Raw genomic sequence first — 23480 nt, 5'->3', positions numbered from 1 at the left:
TATTTACGGCGTGTCGAGGTCATTAATGCAGTTAAATCAAGGTTGGATCACAGAGGCGCGGCAGGTGATCTCTCCGCATTGCGATAATCGCCCCGACGATGAAATTCCCTCGCTGCTGGTGATTCACAATATTAGCCTGCCGCCCGGCAAGTTTGGCGGACCTTATATCGACCAGCTGTTCACCGGAACACTCGACCCTCGCGAAGACCCCTTTTTCGAACAAATCCACCAGCTTCGCGTTGCCGCGCACTGCCTGATTCGCCGAGATGGCGAAATTGTGCAATACGTGCCTTTTGACAAACGTGCCTGGCATGCCGGTGTTTCGAACTGGCAGGGCCGGGAGCGCTGCAATGACTTCTCCATCGGCATCGAGCTGGAAGGGACCGATTTCGCGCCCTTTACCGACGCGCAATATCAGAGTTTACTTAAGGTTACTGATTTGATACTAAGGCACTATCCTGTGGATACGCGGCACATTACCGGCCATAGTGATATTGCTCCCGGGAGAAAAACCGATCCCGGCCCGCACTTCGACTGGCAGCGTTATCTTGATGCATTGAAGCAGCACGCCACGAACGCCTCACCAAAAGAGAGTCCTCGTCCATGACGTTATTTACTTTGCTACTGGTACTAGCCTGGGAACGTTTATTCAAACTGGGTGAACATTGGCAACTCGATCACCGCTTCGAGGTGATTTTTCGGCGAGGCCGCGCGGCGTCATTAACCAAAACGCTGGCGATTGTCATTATCTGGATGGCGGCTATCTGGGCCGTGTTGCGGCTGGTGCATGGGGTGTTTTACGGGATCCCGTCGCTGGTGGTGTGGGTGCTGGTCTGTCTGCTGTGTATCGGTGCCGGACTGAAACGTAAACATTACCGTGCCTACCTGAAGTCGGCGCGACAGGGCGATGTCATGGCCTGCTCGGAAATGGCCGAAGAGCTGGCACTGATTCACGGACTCCCGGTCGACTGTACCGATGCCGTGCGTCTGCGCGAACTGCAAAATGCCCTGATCTGGATTAACTTCCGCTACTATCTGGCTCCGCTGTTCTGGTTTGTGGTGTGTGGTCCGTACGGACCCGTTGCGCTGGGAGGTTATGCGGCGTTACGCGGTTATCAGAGCTGGCTGGCGCGCAATACGGCGCCATTGAAACGCAGTCAGTCCGGCGTCGACAATCTGCTGCATATCGTTGACTGGATCCCGGTGCGTTTGGCGGGGGTTGCCTATGCCCTGATTGGACATGGCGAGAAAGCGCTTCCGGCATGGTTTGCCTCGCTGGGCGACCTGCATACGCCGCAATACCAGGTGTTGACCCGTCTGGCGCAGTTTTCGCTGGCGCGGGATCCGCACCTGGATCCGGTACAAACCCCGCGCTCTGCGGTCGCAATGGCGCGCAAAGTCACTATTATCATCCTGATTGTGGTGGCGCTGCTGACCATTTACGGCACGCTGGTTTAAGCGGCCGTCATCACTGATTATCTGCCGGTGGTTCACCGAACACCGGCATGCCGTCATCGTCCCAGTCCAGCGTTTTCAAACGGGTATGACGATTCGGGTCATAGAGTGGGTCGCCCTGAATCTCCGTATAATTTCGCGCGTGATACACCAGCACATCTTCGCCTTTCTCGTTTTGCGTAAAACTGTTGTGCCCCGGTCCGAACTGGCGGTTATCGGCCTGGGTTTTAAACACCGGCGTCTGTGATTTATGCCATTGGGCAGCATCCATAATGTCGCTGTCGATATCCGCCCACAGCAGACCGATACAGTAATTTTCGTCGGTCGCGCTCGCGGAATAAGTGATAAACACTTTGTCGTAGCCGCTTAAAAACGCCGGCCCTTCATTCACCTTAAAACCGATGATTTCCCAAGGCAGTTCGGGTTTGCTTATCATCACGGGCGCGGTTTTCAACGTCCACGGATTGCTCATCTCGGCCAGATACAGATTTGAATTTCCCTCGATGGCAGGGTCTTTCTGCGCCCAGAGATAGTAGTTTTTACCGTTGTGGTTAAAGTGCGTGGCATCGAGCGAGAAGCTGTCAATCGGCGTCGCCACGCGGCCTTTTTCCTGCCATTTACCGCTGAGTGGATCGGCGTCCGAACACTCAAGCACAAACATGCGGTGCTGAAACAGACCGTTGACGATTTTCTCGGACGGCGCGGCGGCGAAATAGATGTACCAGTTACCGTTGATAAAATGCAGTTCCGGTGCCCAGATCAGGGCGCTCATCGGCCCGCCGCCGTGTTTGTGCCAGACAACGCGCGGTCTGACGTCGGCCAGCCCTTCCAGCGTGGCGGCGCGGCGAATTTCGAGACGATCGTACTCCGGCACGGAAGCAATAAAATAGTAATGGCCGTCGGTATGCCGCCAGATATGCGGGTCGGCGCGCTGGGTGATAAACGGATTCGGGTAAACGGTATCATTCATGTTTGGGTTCCTTGCCAACAAACACCGGTAATTCGGCTTCACCCTGTTTAGCCGCAGGGTAATCATTGAGTTCACTGAAGTTGCGACGGCGAACCGTCGAGATCGGCCTGAATTCTTTTCATCATCTCGCGGTCAACCTTCAACAGTTTTACCACCCCGGCGGTAATCAGATAACCGATCCCCGGAATGACGGTGAACAACAGCACGATACCGTTAAGTGCCTGAGGAGTCTGTGATGTAGCCCCGGCCTGATAACCATAAACCGACAGCAGAAAGCCGACAATTGCACCCGCCACCGCCAGTCCGCATTTCAGGAAGAACAAATTGCCCGAGAAGCTGATGCCGGTGCTGCGTTTGCCGGTCTTCCATTCGCCGTAGTCATCGACGTCGGCCATCAGCGACCAATGCAGCGGGGAAGGGAGTTGATGCAGGATATTGAGCAGGAAATAGGCCACCAGAATCAGCGTCGTCAGATGCGGATTAAGGAAATAGAAACCGCAGGAGAACACGGTCAAAATGATGTTGGTCCAGAAAAAGACTTTCAGCTTGCAGAATTTATCGGTAAGCGGTTTTGCCAACGCGCTGCCAATCATCATGCCGACAACGCCGAGGCTGATAAACAGGCTGGCGAAAGAGGTGGATTTCTCCATCACCCAGGTGACGTAATACATCGTCGCCGCCATGCGGATAAATCCGGGACAAACGTTGCAGAAGGTCAGCAGCAGAATACGTACCCACTGGTCATTCTTCCACACATCCTTCAAATCGCTTTTCAGCGCCCGTTTGGTCGGCACGGCAGGCTGAATGCGCTCTTTCACCGAGCTAAAGCAGAACAGGAACATCGCAAGCGCGATCACCGCCATCACGGCAATCGACATTTGATACCCCTTGGCTTTATCCGCGCCGCCGAACCACTGCGCCATCGGCAGCAGGGAAGAGGAGAGAATGAGCGTGGCAATACCGACCATAAAGAAGCGGTAGGACTGGCAGGACACGCGCTCTTTCGGGTCGGCGGTGATGACGCCGCCCAGCGAACAATAGGGGATATTGATGGCGGTGTAGGTCAGCGACATCAGAAAGTAGGTCACAAAGGCGTAGATGACTTTGTGGGTATAGCTCCAGTCCGGCGTGGAGAACATTAAAATGCTGAACAGGGCAAAAGGTACGGAAATCCACAGTAGATAAGGGCGGAAGCGACCCCAGCGGGTTTGGGTTCGATCGGCGATAGCCCCCATAATCGGATCACTGATGGCATCGACGACGCGAATCGACAGCAGCATCACGCCGACCAGCGCGGGAGCCAGTCCAAAAACGTCGGTATAGAAATAGCTCAGGAACAGCGTGATGGTGCCCCAAATCATGTTGCAGCCCGCGTCCCCCATGCCGTATGCAACTTTTTCCTTGAAAGACAGTGCGCCTTGACTCATGGATGTTCTCTCCAAGCCGATGACAAATAACCAAGTGCCTGAAGTATTGACGCAGGTTATGGGTTTCAGTCAGGAGATTAAGGTCGTAGAGATGGACAAACTGGTTACACAGAGCAAAGTGTGAGCCAGCCTGCAATTCCGGGGCAGAGGCGGGGCAATAAAAAACCCGGCAGCAGGGCCGGGTTTGTCGCTTTATTCAGGCTTTCGCCACCGCTTATTTGCTGGTGGCGTCGGCAATCTTGTTCCTGTTGCCTTTAAGCTTGTAGGTCACGCCCAGCACCACGAGCCAGACCGGGATCAGAATGACTGAAATCTGGATGTCTGGCGTCATGTACATGATGACCAGAATCGCGGCCAAAAACAGCAGGCAGAGATAGTTACCCACCGGATAAAGCAGCGCCTTGAACTTGGTGGTTACGCCCTCGCGCGCCTTCGCCTGACGGAATTTCAGGTGCGCCAGACTAATCATCGCCCAGTTTATCACCAGCGCCGAAACCACCAGCGCCATCAGCAGGCCAAACGCCTTGCCCGGCATCACATAGTTGATGACCACACACAGCGCCGTTGCCAGCGCCGAGATGCCGATGGCGACATAAGGCACGCCGCGACGGTCAACCTTCAACAGCGATTTCGGGCCGTTACCCTGTTTCGCCAGACCAAACAGCATACGGCTGTTGCTGTAGACACAGCTGTTGTACACCGACAGCGCGGCGGTCAGCACCACGATATTCAACAGTGTCGCAACCAGATTGCTGTCCAGCGCATGGAAAATCAGCACGAACCGGGCTGCCGCCTTCCACCACTTTGCCCCACGGATAAAGTGACAGCAGAATAGACAGGGAACCGATATAGAAGATAAGGATGCGGTAGATGACCTGATTGGTGGCCTTCGGAATGCTCTTCTCCGGGTTGTCGGCTTCGGCGGCAGTAATGCCGACCAGCTCGAGTCCACCGAAGGAGAACATGATAACCGCCATCGCCATCACCAGTCCTTTTACGCCGTGCGGGAAGAATCCGCCCTGCGCCCACAGGTTGCTTACCGAGGCTTCCGGACCCCCATGACCGCTTGCCAGCAGCCACGCGCCAAAGACAATCATGCCGACAATCGCGACCACTTTAATGATGGAGAACCAGAACTCCATCTCGCCATAGACTTTGACGTTGGTCAGGTTGATGGCGTTAATCAGCACGAAGAACACCAGCGCCGACACCCACGTCGGGATCTCCGGCCACCAGTATTGAACATAGATACCGACCGCAGTGAGTTCCGCCATCGCCACCAGCACGTAGAGCACCCAGTAGTTCCAGCCAGACGCGAAGCCCGCGAAGTTGCCCCAGTATTTGTAGGCGAAATGGCTAAAGGAGCCTGCTACCGGCTCTTCTACTACCATCTCGCCCAGCTGGCGCATGATAAGGAAGGCGATAATACCGCCGATGGCATAACCCAGCAGCACGGAAGGCCCTGCCATCTTGATGGTTTGCGCGATACCCAGAAATAGTCCGGTGCCAATAGCGCCACCTAATGCGATCAACTGAATGTGGCGGTTTTTTAATCCGCGCTTCAGCTCTTCGCCTTGTTGTCTGTCATCCATTTCCCGATCCTCTGTGTAAGGGAAAAGCGAAAAAATCAGCGTTACGCCCTGGCTGTAAGCTGAAAATTACGTGTTTTGTATCTAATTATTTACGGCTGCGATGCAGAGAAAATTCAGCACGAACTACCGTTTGCGCAAGAATAGTGTTAAGCGAAAAAGTTTGCACCTGGTTTATGTCGTGGGCGCATAAGAATCGAGCAAAGTGAGCAAAAGTTTGGCTGAAAACGGTTAAATGTGATCCAGAACACATAATAAAAAGAAATGCTAAATATTTGTTAAAATGTGCGGGAATAGGCCTTTTCAGACCGGGGTGATATGGACACCGCGTGAATACTTTGTTACTTTACCGCCACGTTTTTTGAATTGGTATTACCAATTTACTCCGAGCTCGTCACCATTGTTAATGGTAAATAACTTAAGGGCAGATAAACGTTCCCATGGCCTACAGTAAAATCAGACAGCCAAAGTTATCTGACGCGATCGAAAAGCAGCTCGAATCCCTGATCCTCGAGGGCACGCTGCGGCCCGGTGAAAAACTTTTACCTGAACGTGAACTGGCCAAACAGTTTGATGTATCGCGGCCTTCTCTGAGAGAAGCCATTCAGCGCCTTGAAGGTAAAGGGCTGTTGTTACGTCGTCAGGGCGGGGGCACATTTGTTCAAAGCAACTTATGGCAAAGCTTCAGCGACCCTCTTACCGAATTACTTTCCGACCATCCCGAATCGCAATTCGATCTCCTTGAAACCCGTCATGCACTCGAAGGTATCGCCGCATACTATGCTGCGCTGCGAGGAACGGAAGAAGATCTACAGCGCATTCGCGACTGCCATCTGGTGATTCAGACGGCGCAGGACAGTGGCGATTTAGACGCCGAAGCCGATGCCGTCATGCAGTATCAGGTGGCGGTCACGGAAGCGACGCACAATATGGTGCTGCTGCATCTATTGCGCTGTATGGGACCGATGCTGGAAAAGAACGTCCGGCAAAACTTTGAGTTGCTTTACTCGCGTCGCGAAATGCTGCCGCTGGTGAGTAACCACCGCGCCGGGATTTTTGCGGCGATTGTTGCCCGCGAACCGGAAAAGGCGCGCGAAGCATCACACCGTCATCTGGCGTTTATTGAGGAAGTATTGCTGGATATGAGCAGGGAGCACAGCCGTCGTGATCGTTCACTACGCCGACTCCAGCAACGTAAAGAAGAAAATTAAACTCTGGGTAATGATGGCTGTCTGCATACCTGTAGCCTGTGCTTCATGGCTGTGAGAATAATTTTGGAAGCTTTTATGCTCTCTCTGGGGGCGAAATAAAACTGACGGGCCTGTCTTCGTGCACTCTTGCCAGCACGGTTTTCGGCGAGAATGCAGGAAGACAGGCTCCAGATAAACCAACGTATTAGATACAGATAAGGAAAAGCACCATGTCAGAACGTGTAAATAATGACGTGGATCCGATCGAAACTCGCGACTGGCTACAAGCGATCGAATCGGTCATCCGTGAAGAAGGTGTTGAACGTGCGCAGTTCCTGATCGATCAGGTCCTGAACGAAGCGCGCAAAGGCGGCGTGAGCGTTGCAGCGGGTGCTGCAAGCCGTAATTACATCAACACCATCGCTGTTGAAGACGAACCTGAGTATCCGGGTAACCTGGAGCTGGAACGCAACATCCGTACCGCAATCCGCTGGAATGCGATCATGACCGTTCTGCGTGCGTCCAAAAAAGACCTGGATCTGGGCGGCCACATGTCCTCCTTCCAGTCTTCCGCAGCAATTTATGAAGTGTGCTTTAACCACTTCTTCCGTGCGCGCAACGAGAAAGACGGCGGCGATCTGGTTTACTTCCAGGGCCACATCTCTCCGGGCGTGTACGCGCGTGCTTTCCTTGAAGGCCGCCTGACCGAAGACCAGATGAACAACTTCCGCCAGGAAGTGCACGGTAAAGGTCTGTCTTCCTATCCGCACCCTAAACTGATGCCTGAATTCTGGCAGTTCCCGACCGTTTCCATGGGTCTGGGTCCAATCGGTGCCATCTATCAGGCCAAGTTCCTGAAATATCTGGAACACCGTGGTCTGAAAGACACCTCCGCCCAGCGCGTTTACGCGTTCTTGGCGACGGCGAGATGGACGAGCCGGAATCCAAAGGTGCCATTACTATCGCAACGCGCGAGAAACTGGACAACCTGTGTTTCATCATCAACTGTAACCTGCAGCGCCTTGACGGCCCGGTGACCGGTAATGGCAAAATCATCAACGAACTGGAAGGCATTTTTGCAGGCGCCGGCTGGAACGTTATCAAGGTGATCTGGGGCAACCGCTGGGACGAACTGCTGCGTAAAGACACCAGCGGCAAGCTTATCCAGCTGATGAATGAAACCGTTGACGGCGACTACCAGACCTTCAAGTCACGCGACGGCAAATACGTTCGCGAGCACTTCTTCGGTAAATACCCTGAAACGGCCGAGCTGGTCAAAGACATGACCGACGAGCAGATCTGGGCGCTGAACCGTGGCGGTCACGATCCGAAGAAAGTCTTTGCTGCCCTGAACAAGGCGCAGAACACCAAAGGCCAGCCGACTGTCATCCTCGCGCATACCATCAAAGGTTATGGCATGGGCGAAGCGGCCGAAGGCAAGAACATTGCCCACCAGGTCAAGAAAATGAACATGGATGGCGTGCGCTATATCCGTGACCGTTTCAGTGTGCCGGTGGCCGATGAAAACATCGAAAAACTGCCGTACATCACGCTGGAAAAAGATTCTGCCGAGTACAAGTATCTGCACGAACGTCGTCAGGCGCTGAAAGGCTACCTGCCAACGCGTCTGCCGAACTTCACCCAGAAACTGGAAATGCCGAAGCTGGAAGACTTCTCTCAGCTGCTTGAAGAGCAGAAGAAAGAGATCTCGACGACCATCGCCTTTGTTCGTGCGCTGAACGTGATGCTGAAAAACGATTCCATCAAAGACCGTCTGGTGCCTATCATCGCCGATGAAGCGCGTACCTTCGGTATGGAGGGTCTGTTCCGTCAGATTGGTATCTACAGCCCGAACGGTCAGCAATATACCCCGCAGGACCGCGAGCAGGTTGCCTACTATAAAGAAGACGAGAAAGGCCAGATTCTGCAGGAAGGGATCAACGAACTGGGTGCCGCCTCTTCATGGCTGGCTGCGGCCACGTCGTACAGCACCAACGACCTGCCGATGATCCCGTTCTACATCTACTATTCCATGTTCGGTTTCCAGCGTATCGGCGACCTGTGCTGGGCTGCGGGCGACCAGCAGGCGCGCGGCTTCCTGGTCGGCGGAACCTCCGGTCGTACTACCTTGAACGGCGAAGGTCTGCAGCACGAAGATGGCCACAGCCACATTCAGTCGCTGACCATTCCTAACTGTATCTCCTACGACCCTGCCTACGCCTATGAAGTGGCGGTCATCATGCATGACGGTCTGGTGCGTATGTACGGCGAAGCGCAAGAGAACATTTACTACTACATCACCACGCTGAACGAAAACTACTTCATGCCGGCGATGCCTGAAGGTGCCGAAGAAGGTATCCGCAAAGGTATTTACAAGCTGGAAAGCATCGAAGGCAGCAAAGGTAAAGTGCAGCTGCTGGGCTCGGGTTCCATCCTGCGTCACGTACGTGAAGCGGCACAGATCCTGGCCAACGACTACGGCGTAGGCTCCGATACCTACAGCGTGACCTCGTTCACCGAACTGGCCCGCGACGGTCAGGACTGCGAGCGCTGGAACATGCTGCACCCGGCCGAAGAACCGCGTATTCCGTATGTTGCGCAGATCATGAACGATGCACCGGCGGTAGCCTCTACCGACTACATGAAGCTGTTCGCCGAGCAGATCCGCAACTTCATTCCGGCCAGCGAGTTCCGCGTACTGGGCACCGACGGTTACGGCCGTTCCGACAGCCGCGAAAACCTGCGTCACCACTTCGAGATCGATGCATCTTACGTGGTTGTGGCAGCACTGGGCGAATTGGCCAAGCGTGGCGAGATCGATGTGAAGGTTGTGGCTGATGCCATCACCAAGTTTGGCATCGATGCCGACAAAGTTAACCCGCGTCTGGCGTAAGAGGGTAAAGACAGATGGCTATTGAAATTAATGTACCGGACATTGGTGCCGATGCAGTAGAAGTCACCGAAGTGCTGGTGAAGGTGGGCGACAAGGTTGAAGCCGAGCAATCACTGATTGTGGTCGAAGGCGACAAGGCCTCGATGGAAGTCCCTTCCCCGCAGGCCGGTGTCGTGAAAGAAATTAAAGTTTCGGTGGGCGATACCGTCGAAACCGGCAAGCTGATTTTTGTCTTCGACGATGCGGACGGTGCTGCGGCACCGGCTAAAGCCGAAGAAAAACCGGCCGCCAAAGAAGAAGCGAAAACCGAAGAGAAACCTGCGGCGGCGGCTTCCAGCGAAAGCAGGGAAGTCAACGTACCGGACATCGGCGGCGACGAAGTTGAAGTCACCGAGATTCTGGTGAAAGTGGGCGACAAGGTTGAAGCCGAACAGTCCGTCATCAACGTTGAAGGCGACAAGGCCTCAATGGAAGTGCCTGCGCCATTCGCGGGTACGGTTAAAGAGATTAAAATCGCTGCGGGCGACAAAGTCAGCACCGGCTCTCTGATCATGGTCTTTGAAGTCGCAGGCTCCGGCGCTGCGGCGCCAGCGGCCAAAGAAGAAGCGAAAGCCGAAGAGCAACCTGCGGCGGCGGCACCTGCGGCTTCCGGCAGCAAGGAAGTCAGCGTACCGGATATCGGCGGCGACGAAGTTGAAGTCACCGAAATCATGGTGAAAGTGGGCGACAACGTGGCTGCCGAACAGTCACTGATCACCGTTGAAGGCGACAAGGCCTCAATGGAAGTCCCTGCGCCGTTCGCCGGTAAAGTTAAAGAAATTAAAATCTCTGCGGGCGATAAAGTCAGCACCGGTTCTCTGATTATGGTCTTTGAAGTAGAAGGCGCTGCGCCTGCTGCTGCACCGGCCAAGAAAGAAGAAGCGGCTGCGCCTGCGAAACAGGAACAAAAAGCGGCGGCTCCGGCCCCTGCTGCTGCTGCCGAGAGCAAAGGCGAGTTCTCCGAGAACGATGCCTACGTGCATGCAACGCCGGTTATCCGTCGTCTGGCGCGCGAATTTGGCGTAAACCTGTCCAAAGTGAAAGGCACCGGCCGTAAAGGTCGTATCCTGCGCGAAGACGTTCAGGCTTATGTGAAAGACGCCGTCAAGCGTGCCGAAACTGCTCCTGCCGCCGCTGCACAAGCGGGTGGCGGTCTGCCGGGCATGCTGCCTTGGCCGAAAGTGGATTACAGCAAATTCGGTGAAATCGAAGAAGTCGAGCTGGGTCGTATTCAGAAGATCTCCGGTGCCAACCTGAGCCGTAACTGGGTCATGATCCCGCACGTTACGCAGTTCGACGAAGCCGATATCACCGAAGTCGAAGAGTTCCGCAAACAGCAGAACGTGGAAGCAGAGAAGAAGAAACTCGACGTGAAAATCACGCCGCTGGTCTTCATCATGAAAGCCGTTGCCAAGGCGCTGGAAGAGTTCCCACGCTTTAACAGCTCAATCTCTGCCGACGCGCAAAAACTGACGTTGAAAAAGTACATCAACATCGGTGTGGCGGTTGATACGCCAAACGGTCTGGTTGTGCCGGTATTCCGCGACGTGAACAAGAAAGGCATCGTCGAGCTTTCACGCGAACTGAGCGTGATTTCCAAGAAAGCGCGCGACGGCAAGCTGACGGCATCCGACATGCAGGGCGGCTGTTTCACCATCTCCAGTCTGGGCGGCATCGGCGGCACGGCGTTTACGCCAATCGTCAATGCGCCGGAAGTGGCTATCCTGGGCGTGTCGAAATCGTCCATCAAGCCTGTTTGGGATGGCAAGGCGTTCCAGCCACGTCTGATGTTGCCGCTGTCTCTGTCCTTCGACCACCGCGTGATCGATGGTGCGGCCGGCGCACGATTCGCTGCCTATATCGGCACGATAATGTCAGATATTCGTCGTCTGGTTATGTAATTGTTATGAGGCCGGCTCATGCCGGCCTTGTTTTTGACACGGATCTTGCGACCCGGCGGGTCGACAAGGTTGTTGAGACACAGGTCACCCGAAGTTTGTTTGCAGAATTTTAACAATTCTGTAAACTTCTGGCGGTGTATGCGTCCCGGTGGATGAAGGGCGTTGCGTACTGCATTCTGCATTTGAATGCGTTTTGACAGACGTCTGACCCGCCGGACAAACAATTAAGAGGTCATGATGAGTACAGAAATTAAAACTCAGGTCGTGGTACTTGGGGCTGGTCCTGCAGGCTATTCTGCCGCTTTCCGTTGTGCTGACTTAGGTCTTGAAACCGTTCTGGTCGAGCGTTATGCCACTCTCGGTGGTGTTTGCCTCAACGTCGGCTGTATCCCTTCCAAAGCGCTGCTGCACGTAGCCAAAGTGATTTCAGAAGCCAAGGCGCTGGAAGCACACGGTATTGTGTTCGGCGAGCCGAAAACCGATATCGACAAGATTCGTTCCTGGAAAGAGAAGGTGATCAACCAGCTGACTGGCGGTCTGTCAGGCATGGCGAAAGGCCGCAAGGTCAAGGTGGTCAACGGTCTGGGCAAATTTACCGGTGCCAATACGCTGGTGGTGGAAGGTGAAGGCGGCGCGACCACCATCAACTTCGACAATGCGATTATCGCAGCGGGTTCTCGTCCTATTACTCTGCCTTTCATTCCTCATGATGACCCACGCGTCTGGGATTCTACCGATGCGCTGGAGCTGAAAACCGTTCCCGAGCGTCTGCTGGTCATGGGTGGCGGTATCATCGGTCTGGAAATGGCGACCGTATATCACGCTCTGGGTTCAAGCATCGACGTGGTCGAAATGTTTGATCAGGTGATCCCGGCGGCCGACAAAGACGTGGTGAAAGTCTTCACCAAGAAAATCAGCAAGCAGTTCAATCTGATGCTGGAAACCAAAGTCACCAATGTAGAAGCCAAAGAAGACGGCATCTATGTGACGATGGAAGGCAAGAAAGCACCGGCCGAACCTCAGCGTTATGACGCGGTGCTGGTGGCTATCGGTCGTGTGCCGAACGGTAAATCTCTGGAAGCGGGCGCGGCTGGCGTTGAAGTCGACGATCGTGGTTTCATCCACGTCGACAAGCAGATGCGCACCAACGTGCCACACATTTTCGCTATCGGCGATATCGTGGGTCAGCCAATGCTGGCGCACAAGGGTGTGCACGAAGGTCACGTGGCGGCGGAAGTCATCTCCGGCAAGAAACATTATTTCGATCCGAAGGTCATTCCTTCCATCGCCTATACCGAGCCGGAAGTTGCCTGGGTGGGTCTGACCGAAAAAGAAGCCAAAGAGAAGGGTATCAGCTATGAAACGGCGACCTTCCCCTGGGCGGCATCAGGTCGCGCAATCGCGTCTGACTGCGCTGAAGGCATGACCAAGCTTATCTTCGACAAAGAGTCCAACCGTGTTATCGGCGGCGCGATTGTCGGCACCAACGGCGGCGAGCTGCTGGGTGAAATCGGTCTGGCAATCGAAATGGGTTGCGATGCCGAAGACCTGGCGCTGACCATTCATGCGCACCCGACGCTGCATGAATCCGTGGGTCTGGCTGCCGAGATTTACGAAGGTAGCATCACTGACCTGCCAAACGCGAAAGCCAAGAAAAAGTAATTTTTTGACGCGATATCGCAATAAAACGGCGCCTGAAAAGGGGCCGTTTTTTTTGTTTTATCGACTTAATCCGGAAGCCCGAAGAGAAAGGATTTTTCTTTTTATACCCACGGCACGGCGATACCAGATGAGAATGAGGGAAGGGGAGCCATGAATGTAGGACAGGATGTTATGCCCTAAACCCGAGTCCACAATATAGGAGAACCGTTGGGAGTAGTGGGTCCCCTTCACTCGCCTGATGGTTTCGTCCATATAGACGATGCCGTTTGCCTCGTGATTTCCTGCCAGCCTTATTCCAATCCCGTCATTGACCGATTCGATGGCATTGGTATAGACAATAGGTCCCGTGGTGACAATCACGCCCTTCCAGCCCACGCCCTGCCTGGAATAGTGGTAATTTTCGATATTCGACAGCACGCCTTTCACCACGGCATCAATGTACTTGTTGCCGGGCGTCGAGATGATATTCCACTGCTGATATTCACCGCCGGGTCTGGCAATTTCCGCATGGGCACCGTGATTTTCGTATTTGCCTTGTGGATGACCATTCCACTCGAACCACCACGAACTCATCGTCTTCGCGGATAATCTCGTCGAGCGGTTTGATGCAGTAACTTTTGACATCCAGATAGACGCCACCCACTTTATTCATTACCAGATACCGGAAGAAATCGGCCTGGGCGGCTCCATAATGGGGATTGATACGCAGGAAGGCTTTCAGGTATCGCGCTTCATAATGTTCCTTGATGAAGGCCACCATGCCGTTGTAATCATAAAAGCGATGTTCCCAGCCCGGATTGATATCTTTGTTTCTCGCAATCGTATTCAGAATGTCCGGCCTGAACTTGTCCATACCTAGAGTGTGAACCTGGTGAATTATTCGAGGTATTTTCATCTGCGCATTCCTGTAAAGATTTTCCTGCTTTAATGCATTCTGGATTGAGCGGATTCCTACCTGCTGGTATAAAAAAACCTCAATCATTTAATATAAATCAGCACGTTAGACTGAAATTTGGTGGTTCTGCACAATTTGCGAAAATTGTAAACTTTGGGTAAGTATTGTGACAAGACCAGGGCGGGATTTTCAGAGAGATACGAATTTCAGCCGACAAAGAAACTAACGGGGAATCGTGCCGTGTGATAGGGTAATTCCGCACTTTATGAGGGGATAAAGCGCATGGCGGTCGGATGTCATCAAAATGAGCAGGAGATGAGCCGACGAAGGGGAGTGGATCTCACTGTGCTTAACGATTCAGCAAATATTTTATGTTGCTTTTTTGTGAACGAATTAACAAGTACGTTAAACCCTGCTATGCTGCCACAGCGCAACCGGGGACTGTCGTCGCTAAGCGTTCAGGATGTTTCGCTTCGCCTCATACAAGACATACCCGCCGTGATCCGGCATTGACCACATTTAAACCTGTTTTCAGGCCGCGTTGACCTACGGGTTTTTCGCTGATTGATGTCGGAACCAGGCCTGTCCTGGACATAATAAATGACAATGAGAGCGAGGAGAGAGTCGTGCTAGAAGAATACCGTAAGCACGTAGCCGAGCGTGCCGCAGAGGGTATCGTCCCTAAGCCGCTTGATGCTTCACAAATGGCCGCACTGGTTGAATCCCTGAAGAACCCGTCTGAAGGTGAAGAAGAAACGCTGCTGGACCTGCTGATTAACCGCGTACCGCCGGGCGTTGACGAAGCCGCCTATGTCAAGGCCGGGTTCCTGGCAGCCGTTGCCAAAGGCGAAACCACATCTCCGCTGGTCACTCCCGAGAAAGCTGTAGAACTGCTTGGCACGATGCAGGGCGGCTACAACATTCATCCGCTGATCGAAGCACTCGAGAGCGAAAAGCTGGCACCGATTGCCGCAAAAGCGCTGTCGAACACGCTGCTGATGTTTGATAACTTCTACGATGTAGAAGAAAAATCCAAGGCGGGCAACCCCTTCGCCAAACAGATTATTCAGTCCTGGGCCGATGCCGAATGGTATACCTCGCGTCCTAAACTGGCTGAAAAACTCACCGTTACCGTTTTCAAGGTAACCGGTGAAACCAACACCGATGATTTGTCGCCTGCGCCTGATGCCTGGTCTCGTCCCGACATCCCTCTGCACGCGCTGGCCATGCTGAAAAACGAACGTGAGGGTATTCATCCCGATCAACCCGGCAGCATTGGTCCTATCAAGCAAATCGATGAACTGAACAAGAAAGGCTTCCCGCTGGCGTATGTCGGTGACGTGGTCGGTACCGGTTCTTCGCGTAAATCCGCGACCAACTCCGTACTGTGGTTCATGGGCGATGACATCCCCTACATGCCGAACAAGAAAGGCGGCGGTGTGGTGCTCGGCGGCAAGATTGCGCCTATCTTCTTCAATACCCTTGAAGATGCCGGTGCGTTGCCTATCGAAGTGGACGTTTCCAACCTGAATATGGGCGATGTTATCGACATCTACCCTTATCTTGGCGAAGTGCGTAACTACGAAACCCAAGAGATCCTTGCCAACTTCGAGCTGAAAACCGACGTACTGCTTGATGAAGTGCGTGCAGGCGGTCGTATCCCGCTGATTATCGGCCGTGGTTTAACCACGAAAGCCCGCGAATCTCTGAAGTTGCCGCCAAGCGATGTCTTCCGCGTTGCCAAGCCTGTCGCCGACAGCACCAAGGGCTTCTCGCTGGCACAGAAAATGGTGGGTCGTGCCTGTGGCGTCGAAGGTATTCGTCCAAACGAATATTGCGAACCGAAAATGACCTCGGTAGGTTCTCAGGACACCACCGGTCCGATGACCCGTGACGAGCTGAAAGACCTGGCCTGTCTGGGCTTCTCCGCCGATCTGGTCATGCAGTCGTTCTGCCATACTGCAGCCTATCCAAAACCGGTTGACGTCACCACGCACCACACGCTGCCTGACTTCATCATGAACCGCGGCGGTGTGTCGCTGCGTCCGGGCGACGGCATCATCCACTCCTGGCTGAACCGTATGCTGCTGCCTGATACCGTAGGCACCGGCGGTGACTCCCACACCCGTTTCCCTATCGGCATCTCCTTCCCGGCGGGTTCCGGTCTGGTTGCCTTCGCGGCCGCCACGGGCGTGATGCCTCTGGACATGCCCGAGTCGGTATTGGTGCGCTTCAAGGGCACCATGCAGCCCGGCATTACTCTGCGCGATCTGGTTCACGCCATTCCTTATTATGCGATTCAGGAAGGGCATCTGACCGTCGAGAAAAAAGGCAAGAAAAACCTCTTCTCGGGCCGTATTCTTGAAATCGAAGGATTGCCGGATCTGAAAGTCGAGCAGGCGTTCGAACTGGCCGATGCCTCGGCAGAACGTTCTGCGGCGGGCTGTACCATCAAGCTTGATCAGGCGCCTATCAAAGAGTACCTCAGCTCCAACATCGTGTTGCTGAAGTGGATGATCTCCGAAGGTTATGGCGATCGCCGCACCATCGAGCGCCGCATCACCGGCATGGAAGAGTGGCTGGCGAACCCGACACTGCTCGAAGCCGATGCCGACGCCGAATACGCAGCGATCATCGAAATCGATCTGAACGAGATAAAAGAGCCTATCCTGTGCGCGCCAAACGATCCCGACGATGCCCGTCTGCTGTCGAGTGTTGCCAACAGCAAGATTGACGAAGTGTTTATCGGTTCGTGCATGACCAACATCGGTCACTTCCGTGCGGCCGGTAAGTTGCTCGACAGCCATAAAGGTGCCTTGCCAACCCGTCTGTGGGTTGCTCCGCCAACCAAAATGGATGCCGCGCAGCTGACCGAAGAGGGCTATTACAGCGTCTTCGGCAAAAGCGGGGCGCGTGTCGAGATCCCGGGCTGTTCACTGTGCATGGGTAACCAGGCGCGTGTCGCCGACGGTTCAACGGTCGTTTCGACGTCGACGCGTAACTTCCCGAACCGTCTGGGTAATGGCGCGAACGTGTATCTGGCGTCGGCCGAGCTTGCCGCCATCGCATCGCTGCTGGGTCGTTTGCCAACGCCGGAAGAGTATCTGAGCTACATGGCAGAAGTCGACAAGACGGCGGTAGATACCTATCGTTATCTGAACTTCGACAAGTTGAGCGAATATACCGATAAAGCTGACGGTGTGATCTTCCAAACCGCCCTTTAAATCGCTATATTGCGCGACAGAACAATAAGGAGGCTTCGGCCTCCTTTTTTTATTGATGTGTTTCTATAATAAGTCTTAATGCCAATCGGGAGATGAGACCATGGATTATGATTTCCTGCGTGATATCACCGGGCAAATAAAGGCCCGTTTTTCAATGGGTCATGAAGTGATTGGCCACTGGCTGAATGAAGAGATCGATGGCGATCTCGGCCTGCTTGACAAAATCGAAGCCGCCGCCGCCGAGTTGAAAGGCAGTGAACGTACCTGGCAGATGGAAGGTCGCGAATACACGCTTTGGCTGGATGGCGAAGAGGTTATGGTGAGAGCCAACCAGCTGGATCTCGAAAGCGACGGCATGGAAGAAGGCATGAATTATTACGACGAAGAGAGCCTGTCTTTCTGCGGTATCGAAGATTTTCTGCGGGTTCTTGAGAAGTATCGCGCCTTTATCGTCACTTATCGCTAACGCCCCTCGCTGCCTGAATCATCGTCTGAAAAAGGCCGCACTCTCGAAAGACAGGCGGCCCGGATTCTAGAGATGTGGAATGTTTCTTCCGTAGTAGATTTCCTGCATCTCCTTGTACAGCAGATCGGTAATCTCCTTGCGTTCCGCCGCGCTCAGTTCATCGGGCCTGGCGTTGAACAGATAATGTTCCAGATCGAAATCCTTCAGCATCATCTTGGTATGGAAAATATTTTCCTGATAAACGTTTACGTCCATCATGTCGTAGAGTGATTTCATGTTTTCGGACATGAAGTTCTGAATCGAGTTTATCGAGTGATCGATATAGTGCTTGACGCCGTTGATGTCGCGGGTAAAACCACGCACGCGATAATCGATGGTCACGATATCCGATTCAAGCTGATGAATCAGGTAGTTAAGCGCTTTAAGCGGTGAAATGACCCCACAGGTCGACACTTCGATATCGGCACGGAAGGTGCAAAGTCCGCCTTCCGGATGACTCTCCGGATAGGTGTGCACGCAGATGTGACTCTTGTCGAGATGCGCGACCACTGAGCTTGGCAGCGGACCCGGATGCTCGGAAGTGTCGACGTCTTTGGGGTCCATCGGCTCTTCGCTCACCAGAATCGTCACGCTAGCACCCTGAGGTTCATAGTCCTGACGCGCAACATTGAGGATGTTCGCACCAATAATCGAGCAGGTTTCGGTGAGAATTTCCGTCAGGCGGTTAGCGTTGTACTCTTTGTCTATGTAAGCGATATAGCCGTCGCGGTCGTCTGCGGTCTTGGCATAGCAGATATCATAGATACAAAAACTCAGGCTTTTGGTCAGGTTATTGAAACCGTGCAGTTTCAGCTTTTGCAATTTAGTTCACCTCCTTGTGGATACCGTCCTGGCATGAAGCCGAAAGCGCATTCAGCAGATATTGCGGCAGGGCAAAGCTGCCGTAATGAATGGCCGGATTGTAATAACGGCTGACAATACCGGAGGCGGCAAAGCGCGCCTGAAGTTCGGTGGAATCAATCTGGCGATACGCGGGATTGTTGGTCGCCCAGGCAAAGGTCATGATGCCGCCGTAATAGGTCGGGATCGCCGCCTGATAGAAGCTGACGTCTTCAAAATAGTGACTGAGCTTCTGATGGCTGTTGACCGCTTCATCCTGCTGCAGGAAGCAGACGCCGTTTTGCGCCACGAAAATACCGCCCGGATTCAGACAGCGCGCGCATCCTTCATAGAAAGCCGAGGTAAACAGGCTTTCGCCTGGCCCGATAGGGTCGGTGCAGTCGGAGATGATCACGTCGAAGGTCTGCTCGGTCTGATTGACGAAATTAACGCCGTCTTCAATCACCAGATTGAAACGGGCATCGTCAAAGGAACCGGCATTATGGTCGGGCAGATACTGGCGGCAGAACTCGACCACACCGGCATCTATCTCCACCATCGTGATATGTTCTACCGTATTGTGTCGGCAGACTTCGCGCAGCATGCCGCCGTCGCCACCGCCGATAATCAGCACCTTGCGCGCATTACCGTGCGCGAGCAGCGGAACGTGGGTCATCATCTCGTGATAGATAAACTCGTCACGTTCGGTAGTTTGTACCACGCCGTCGAGCGCCATCACGCGACCCAGCGCGGCGTTCTCGAAAATCACCAGATCCTGGTGTTCGGTTTTATCGCGGTATAACTCTTTTTCAACACTGAAATACTGGCCGAAACTGTCGTGCAGCGTCTCATACCAAATTTCTTTCCCGGATACCTTTTGAGACATAGTCTTACCCTTCTCCTGAGTACTCGCAGCCATGAAAATTGGCGCGGTATGATAGCTAACTCGAACGCGGCATGCACGGTCAAATTCCCGCCATGAAAGCCACGATGGCCAGCGTTTTATTGGGATAGATGGGGCACAACTAGAGATTTTAGCTCACCCCCGGGGAAACAGGGGCGAGGCGGGAGATATTAATTGGTGTAGGTCAGAAGGCCGAGGGAGTCGCGCGCCAGAGATTTGCATTTAACCGGTTTGGCGATAGCAATGCCGCTGAGGTCGCGGTAGCTGTCTTCACCCAGAGCCTGCATGTCATAGGCGCTGTAATTGGTCAAATCCCAATGATTCTGCTGGGCAAAATAGATGATTGCCCGTTTTATCTGGGTGTTGGGCAACTGCTCGTAGCCGCAATTATTTTTAAGATAGACAAACACGGCGGTCAGATCGGCGAGATCTTCCGCTTCGGGTTCGGTAAGTGCCTGGCTGGCAGAGGAGAATCCAAGTAAGGTCAGCAATAGCAGACTCAGGGTGGTTTTTTTCATGCTCTGCCTTGTTTTTGCGGATGAATTTTTCTTTGCCAGCGTCCGGAAACTGGCAAGCAACAGTGTCTTAACGACATTAAAAGTATTCGTCATAATGATGATTAGGCCCGTAATTTATCCAATTGACGTTACCATATTTGCTACAGCGCACATAAATTTCTTTTACATTGGTTTTTGACTTACCGAGTTCGACTTGACCTTAACCTTGGGTAAAGGTTTAGTCTAATGCTATCTGGACACTCTTCCGACACCCAAAAGGACCGACTATGCATCGTCGAGATTTTATCAAGCTGGCGGCGCTCTATGGCGGTGTGGCTACGCTGCCCACGTGGAGCCGCCCGGCTTTTGCCGCCTCGCGTCCTGCATTGCCGATACCCGAAATTCTGCAACCCGATGTCAGAGGAACCTATCGCCTTACGTTGCAGCAGGGGAAAAGCCCGTTCGTGCCGGGAGTGATGACCTCGACCTGGGGCATCAACGGCAACCTGCTGGGGCCCGTCATCCGATTGCGCCGCGGCAAGTCGGTCGGCGTCATCGTTAAAAACGCGCTGCCCGATGCCAGCACGGTGCATTGGCACGGTCTCGAAATTCCGGGCGAAGTCGACGGCGGCCCGCAGGCGATGATTGCACCCGGCGCCAGCCGCGAGGTGCACTTCAAGGTGGATCAGCCTGCGGCGACCTGCTGGTTTCACCCCCATCCTCATCAAACCAGCGGTTATCAGGTGGCCAAGGGGCTTGCTGGAATGGTGGTTATCGATGACGAGGAAGGCGACAAGCTCAAGATTCCTTCGCGCTGGGGCGTGGACGACATTCCCGTCATTCTTCAGGACAAACGCCTCGACGAGGCCGGTCAGATTGATTATCAGCTCGATGTCATGACCGCCGCCACCGGCTGGTTTGGTCAGCACATGATGACCAACGGCGTTATCTATCCGCAGCACGGCGTGTCGCGCGGCTGGCTGCGCCTGCGGTTGCTGAACGGCTGTAATGCGCGTTCCCTGCATCTTGCGACCAGCGACGGTCGGCCGCTTTATGTTATCGCAAGCGACGGCGGATTCCTTGCAGAGCCGGTCAAGGTCAGCGACCTGCCGATGCTCACCGGCGAACGTTTCGAGGTGATGGTCGATTGTTCCGACGGTAAAGCCTTTGATTTACAGACCTTGCCGGTGACTCAGATGGGCATGACGCTCGCGCCGTTCGACAAGCCGCTGGCCGTGTTGAAAATCCAGCCCACGCTGACACAGTCGGGCGGACAGTTGCCAGACTCGCTGATTGCCCTGCCTGCGCAACCGGCGCTGGACGGGCTGCCGACGCGCTGGCTTCAACTGATGATGGACCCGCAGCTTGACCGGCAGGGCATGCAGGCGCTGATGGACAAATACGGGCACGGCGCGATGGCCGGGATGAGCATGGATCACGGCGACGCAGGCATGGCGGCGATGCCCGGCATGTCTGCGCATTCGCAGGGAGACATGTCGTCGATGCCGGGCATGACGCATGACGCCGCGAAGCTGGACCTGATGACGGCCAACAAGATTAACGGCAAGGCCTACGACATGCATCATCCGGCGTTTGCGGTGAAGCAGGGTCAGTACGAGCGATGGACGATTTCCGGCGAGGGCGACATGATGCTGCATCCTTTCCACATTCACGGCACGCAGTTCCGCATTCTCGGCGAAAACGGAAAGCCGGTCGCGGCGCATCGTCAGGGCTGGAAAGATACTGTGCGCGTTGAGGGCGGGCGCAGCGAGGTGCTGGTGCGCTTCAACCATCTCGCCGACGCGAATCACGCCTACATGGCGCACTGCCATCTTCTGGAACATGAAGACACCGGCATGATGCTCTCGTTTACGGTGGCCTGAGTCCGCGTCACTGCGCGGCGGTCATTCTGCGTAACGCGCAAGGGAAGAGGTTCTTGTTGCGCAACGTTCTTTGCTATACTCCCCGCGCGCTAAAGACTGCCATCGATCATACTGGTGGCAGGACTCATTTTATTTTCAGGTAGCCAGGTTTTATATGAAACACACTGTAGACGTAATGATTTCCGAGCAGGAAGTAAAAACCCGTATTGCCGAGTTGGGCCGCGAGATAACAGAACATTACCGCGACAGCGGCAGTGAGATGGTGCTGGTCGGGCTGTTGCGCGGATCCTTTATGTTTATGGCCGACCTCTGCCGCGCCATCGACGTGCCGCATGAAGTCGATTTCATGACAGCTTCGAGCTACGGCAACGGCATGTCTTCCACGCGTGACGTGAAAATCCTGAAAGACCTGGATGAAGATATTCGCGGCAAGGATGTGCTTATCGTCGAAGACATCATCGATTCGGGCAACACGCTGAGCAAGGTGCGCGAGATTTTCAAACTGCGGGGACCTAAATCGCTGGCCATCTGTACGCTGCTCGACAAACCCGAGCGCCGCGAAGTGGATGTGACGGTGGAATATGTAGGTTTCACCATTCCCGACGAGTTTGTGGTCGGCTATGGCATTGACTATGCGCAGCGTTATCGCCACCTTCCGTACGTCGGCAAAGTCACCATGCTCGAAGAGTAAGCCCCGCTTTCAGGCTTGACGCCTCGTGTTATCTGCTACGCTTGTGGGCAGAAAGATAAGGCACAGAGTGGAAAGGTTTAACGCCCCGATTGTAATACAATTCGGGGCGTTATTATTGGCACGTGCGGGTAGGTCAGGCCGCGTTTATCGGGTTTGATCAACCAGCGCAGCGACACCCTGATGATAGCGCTGTTCAAGCATGTCGCGGCTGGTGGACGTGATGTCCAGGTCGCGCAGACGCCCGTCCTGAAGTCCGTAGACCCAGCCGTGCAGAGTGATATTCTGCCCGCGTTTCCACGCGCTGCGCATCACGGTGGAGTGACCCAGGTTATACACCTGTTCAACCACGTTGAGTTCGCAGAGTTTATTCAGTCGGTCATCCGGTTCCAGTTCGCTCAAGGCATTGCCGTGTTTGAAATAGATGTCGCGAATGTGCAGCAGCCAGTTGTCGATTAGCCCCAGTTCAGGGTTTTCGATTGCCGCCTTCACACCGCCGCAGCCGTGGTGGCCACAGATAATGACGTGTTCGACTTCCAGTACGTCGATAGCATATTGCACGACGGACAGGCAGTTGAGGTCGGTGTGAATCACCAGGTTGGCCACGTTGCGGTGAACGAAAAGTTCGCCGGGTTCGAGTCCGGTCAGGCGTTCGGCGGGAACACGGCTGTCGGAGCAGCCAATCCACAGAAAGCGTGGTTTTTGAGCAAGAGAGAGGCGTTCGAAGAAGCCAGGATCTTCCTCTTCCATAATTTTTGACCAGGCAGCATTGTTGCTGATCAGCGTTTCGATATCTTTCATGAAAGTTAATAGCCTGTAAGAAAGCGTCTACGTTGGGGTAATATAGGACAACTCCAATGAAAATCAAAAGGGTTCTGTATAACCCAATCGTTAAATAAAGATAACTATTCGTTTAAA

Annotated in this window: 16 protein-coding genes and 3 pseudogenes; 10 read left to right on the top strand and 9 right to left on the bottom strand. The window is 54.1% G+C overall.

Features of this window, described 5'->3' with window-relative positions:
* Positions 1 to 25: 25 nt before the first annotated feature.
* Positions 26 to 607 carry a 1,6-anhydro-N-acetylmuramyl-L-alanine amidase AmpD gene (ampD, locus tag O1V66_RS14290; RefSeq protein WP_045048506.1) on the top strand — a complete coding sequence of 194 codons (582 nt, stop codon included), beginning with the start codon at positions 26 to 28 and terminating at the stop codon, positions 605 to 607.
* Positions 604 to 1458 (top strand): beta-lactamase regulator AmpE, encoded by an 855-nt coding sequence (gene ampE, locus O1V66_RS14285; protein WP_045048507.1) that lies wholly within the window; start codon positions 604 to 606, stop codon positions 1456 to 1458. Before ampD ends, ampE begins: the two co-directional genes overlap by 4 nt.
* A 10-nt stretch (positions 1459 to 1468) precedes the next feature.
* Here the strand turns inward: ampE and O1V66_RS14280 are convergent, their stop codons facing one another.
* The 3 genes and pseudogenes from O1V66_RS14280 to O1V66_RS14270 form a co-directional block, all read right to left on the bottom strand.
* Positions 1469 to 2425 (bottom strand): glycoside hydrolase family 43 protein, encoded by a 957-nt coding sequence (locus O1V66_RS14280; protein WP_045048508.1) that lies wholly within the window; start codon positions 2423 to 2425, stop codon positions 1469 to 1471.
* Positions 2418 to 3852, bottom strand: a pseudogene (locus O1V66_RS14275) (glycoside-pentoside-hexuronide (GPH):cation symporter). The gene O1V66_RS14280 and the pseudogene O1V66_RS14275 overlap by 8 nt, the downstream one beginning before the upstream one ends.
* Before the next feature lie 214 nt (positions 3853 to 4066).
* Positions 4067 to 5444: pseudogene (locus O1V66_RS14270) on the bottom strand (amino acid permease).
* A gap of 437 nt (positions 5445 to 5881) precedes the next feature.
* On the opposite strand from O1V66_RS14270, the gene pdhR reads away from it, so the two are divergent.
* From pdhR to lpdA, 4 genes and pseudogenes are all read left to right on the top strand, one after another.
* The gene (pdhR, locus tag O1V66_RS14265; protein ID WP_045048511.1) at positions 5882 to 6652 is read left to right on the top strand and encodes a pyruvate dehydrogenase complex transcriptional repressor PdhR; all 771 of its coding nucleotides are present in this window, start codon (positions 5882 to 5884) and stop codon (positions 6650 to 6652) included.
* A gap of 209 nt (positions 6653 to 6861) precedes the next feature.
* A pseudogene (aceE, locus tag O1V66_RS14260) lies at positions 6862 to 9524 on the top strand (pyruvate dehydrogenase (acetyl-transferring), homodimeric type).
* A gap of 14 nt (positions 9525 to 9538) precedes the next feature.
* On the top strand, positions 9539 to 11464 hold the full coding sequence (gene aceF / locus O1V66_RS14255; protein WP_045048513.1) for a pyruvate dehydrogenase complex dihydrolipoyllysine-residue acetyltransferase: 1926 nt from the start codon (positions 9539 to 9541) through the stop codon (positions 11462 to 11464).
* A gap of 237 nt (positions 11465 to 11701) precedes the next feature.
* Positions 11702 to 13126, top strand: coding sequence for a dihydrolipoyl dehydrogenase (gene lpdA, locus O1V66_RS14250; protein ID WP_187329820.1), 1425 nt, complete (start codon positions 11702 to 11704; stop codon positions 13124 to 13126).
* 57 nt (positions 13127 to 13183) lie between these two features.
* On the opposite strand, the gene O1V66_RS14245 is transcribed toward lpdA, so the two are convergent.
* Complete coding sequence (locus O1V66_RS14245; RefSeq protein ID WP_269127807.1) at positions 13184 to 13699, bottom strand: hypothetical protein; 516 nt, start codon at positions 13697 to 13699, stop codon at positions 13184 to 13186.
* The gene (locus O1V66_RS14240) at positions 13608 to 14021 is read right to left on the bottom strand and encodes a glycosyltransferase family 32 protein (RefSeq protein WP_269127805.1); all 414 of its coding nucleotides are present in this window, start codon (positions 14019 to 14021) and stop codon (positions 13608 to 13610) included. The genes O1V66_RS14245 and O1V66_RS14240 overlap by 92 nt, the downstream gene beginning before the upstream one ends.
* A 626-nt stretch (positions 14022 to 14647) precedes the next feature.
* On the opposite strand from O1V66_RS14240, the gene acnB reads away from it, so the two are divergent.
* Together acnB and yacL are read left to right on the top strand one after the other, a co-directional pair.
* Entirely contained in the window at positions 14648 to 17245 is a 2598-nt protein-coding gene (gene acnB / locus O1V66_RS14235) for a bifunctional aconitate hydratase 2/2-methylisocitrate dehydratase (protein ID WP_045048515.1), read from the top strand.
* 100 nt (positions 17246 to 17345) lie between these two features.
* Complete coding sequence (gene yacL / locus O1V66_RS14230; protein WP_045048516.1) at positions 17346 to 17711, top strand: protein YacL; 366 nt, start codon at positions 17346 to 17348, stop codon at positions 17709 to 17711.
* Between the two features lie 66 nt (positions 17712 to 17777).
* Here the strand turns inward: yacL and speD are convergent, their stop codons facing one another.
* The 3 genes from speD to O1V66_RS14215 all read right to left on the bottom strand — a co-directional run bounded on the left by speD (position 17778) and on the right by O1V66_RS14215 (position 20012).
* Complete coding sequence (gene speD, locus O1V66_RS14225; protein ID WP_045048517.1) at positions 17778 to 18572, bottom strand: adenosylmethionine decarboxylase; 795 nt, start codon at positions 18570 to 18572, stop codon at positions 17778 to 17780.
* A gap of 1 nt (position 18573) precedes the next feature.
* On the bottom strand, positions 18574 to 19476 hold the full coding sequence (speE, locus tag O1V66_RS14220; RefSeq protein ID WP_045048518.1) for a polyamine aminopropyltransferase: 903 nt from the start codon (positions 19474 to 19476) through the stop codon (positions 18574 to 18576).
* 188 nt (positions 19477 to 19664) lie between these two features.
* A complete protein-coding gene (locus O1V66_RS14215) occupies positions 19665 to 20012 on the bottom strand; it encodes a YacC family pilotin-like protein (protein ID WP_045048519.1) in 348 nt (115 codons plus the stop codon).
* Between the two features lie 266 nt (positions 20013 to 20278).
* Here O1V66_RS14215 and cueO point away from each other — a divergent pair, with 266 nt between their 5' ends.
* Positions 20279 to 21874: a multicopper oxidase CueO gene (gene cueO / locus O1V66_RS14210; protein WP_045048521.1), complete on the top strand. Its 1596-nt coding sequence runs from the start codon at positions 20279 to 20281 to the stop codon at positions 21872 to 21874.
* Between the two features lie 154 nt (positions 21875 to 22028).
* Positions 22029 to 22565: a hypoxanthine phosphoribosyltransferase gene (hpt, locus tag O1V66_RS14205; RefSeq protein ID WP_072045092.1), complete on the top strand. Its 537-nt coding sequence runs from the start codon at positions 22029 to 22031 to the stop codon at positions 22563 to 22565.
* 144 nt (positions 22566 to 22709) lie between these two features.
* Here hpt and can read toward each other — a convergent pair whose 3' ends face one another.
* Positions 22710 to 23363 (bottom strand): carbonate dehydratase, encoded by a 654-nt coding sequence (gene can / locus O1V66_RS14200; RefSeq protein ID WP_045048523.1) that lies wholly within the window; start codon positions 23361 to 23363, stop codon positions 22710 to 22712.
* Positions 23364 to 23480: the final 117 nt, after the last annotated feature.

The organism is Rouxiella chamberiensis, assembly GCF_026967475.1.
GTDB lineage: Bacteria > Pseudomonadota > Gammaproteobacteria > Enterobacterales > Enterobacteriaceae > Rouxiella > Rouxiella chamberiensis.
Note: the sequence above shows the minus strand (reverse complement) of the source record. Positions and strands in the feature narration are given on the sequence as shown.

Excerpts from the sequence above, each read along its gene's own strand:
- ampE (WP_045048507.1), top strand. The coding sequence starts at position 604 with ATGACGTTATTTACTTTGCTACTGGTACTAGCCTGGGAACGTTTATTC.
- O1V66_RS14240 (WP_269127805.1), bottom strand. The coding sequence starts at position 14,021 with ATGAAAATACCTCGAATAATTCACCAGGTTCACACTCTAGGTATGGAC.
- lpdA (WP_187329820.1), top strand. The coding sequence starts at position 11,702 with ATGAGTACAGAAATTAAAACTCAGGTCGTGGTACTTGGGGCTGGTCCT.
- can (WP_045048523.1), bottom strand. The coding sequence starts at position 23,363 with ATGAAAGATATCGAAACGCTGATCAGCAACAATGCTGCCTGGTCAAAA.
- ampD (WP_045048506.1), top strand. The coding sequence starts at position 26 with ATGCAGTTAAATCAAGGTTGGATCACAGAGGCGCGGCAGGTGATCTCT.
- O1V66_RS14245 (WP_269127807.1), bottom strand. The coding sequence starts at position 13,699 with ATGAGTTCGTGGTGGTTCGAGTGGAATGGTCATCCACAAGGCAAATAC.
- O1V66_RS14280 (WP_045048508.1), bottom strand. The coding sequence starts at position 2,425 with ATGAATGATACCGTTTACCCGAATCCGTTTATCACCCAGCGCGCCGAC.
- O1V66_RS14215 (WP_045048519.1), bottom strand. The coding sequence starts at position 20,012 with ATGAAAAAAACCACCCTGAGTCTGCTATTGCTGACCTTACTTGGATTC.
- cueO (WP_045048521.1), top strand. The coding sequence starts at position 20,279 with ATGCATCGTCGAGATTTTATCAAGCTGGCGGCGCTCTATGGCGGTGTG.
- hpt (WP_072045092.1), top strand. The coding sequence starts at position 22,029 with ATGAAACACACTGTAGACGTAATGATTTCCGAGCAGGAAGTAAAAACC.
- aceF (WP_045048513.1), top strand. The coding sequence starts at position 9,539 with ATGGCTATTGAAATTAATGTACCGGACATTGGTGCCGATGCAGTAGAA.
- pdhR (WP_045048511.1), top strand. The coding sequence starts at position 5,882 with ATGGCCTACAGTAAAATCAGACAGCCAAAGTTATCTGACGCGATCGAA.
- speE (WP_045048518.1), bottom strand. The coding sequence starts at position 19,476 with ATGTCTCAAAAGGTATCCGGGAAAGAAATTTGGTATGAGACGCTGCAC.
- yacL (WP_045048516.1), top strand. The coding sequence starts at position 17,346 with ATGGATTATGATTTCCTGCGTGATATCACCGGGCAAATAAAGGCCCGT.